The organism is Vibrio sp. Y176 (assembly GCF_033438945.1).
This window is the reverse complement of record NZ_JAWOQS010000988.1, coordinates 1-556: the sequence shown is the minus strand read 5'-3', so window position 1 is coordinate 556 and position 556 is coordinate 1. Positions and strand designations below refer to the sequence as shown.

Genomic DNA, 556 nt, shown 5'->3' with positions numbered 1-556 from the left:
CGCCAAGACATCACTTTATCTGCTATGACACCGGTGTACGAACACCAAGAATTTGCGGGCGTATTGGTAACGGACATTCGTATCAATACCTTCAACGAGTTTCTACGCGTCATCAAGAAGAACACCAAAGCATCGGTCTTTATCATGGACCAGGAACACCGATTAGTGGCACATTCTGGCCCTGGCAGCGTGGTGTCTTGGGGCACAAAGTTTTCGGATAAAGGCCAACGCTTGTTCGCCTCTGAAAGCGCAGACCCGATCATCAAAATCAGCGCCTCCCGCGTGCGTGGTTTTGACTTGTACCATACAGACCAACCGTACACGTTTGAGTTTGACCACAGCGGCCAACGTATTTTTATCCGCATCACGCCCTACTACGATCCAAACGGTTTAACTTGGTTCATCGGCACTTCTATCTCGGAATCTGATTTGCTTGGCCTCTTACCGAAAAGCCAAGAGAAAAGCTGGATTGTTGGTATCGTCGTCAGCTTGTTTGGTATCGGCTTTAGTTGGGTCATCTTCGAACGCGTGACTCGACCAATCAACGCCACTGCCG

At 49.5% G+C, this 556-nt stretch carries 1 pseudogene; it reads left to right on the top strand.

What is annotated here, in order from left to right:
- Window positions 1-556 (top strand): annotated as a pseudogene (locus R7O13_RS29795) (cache domain-containing protein); the annotation flags it as partial.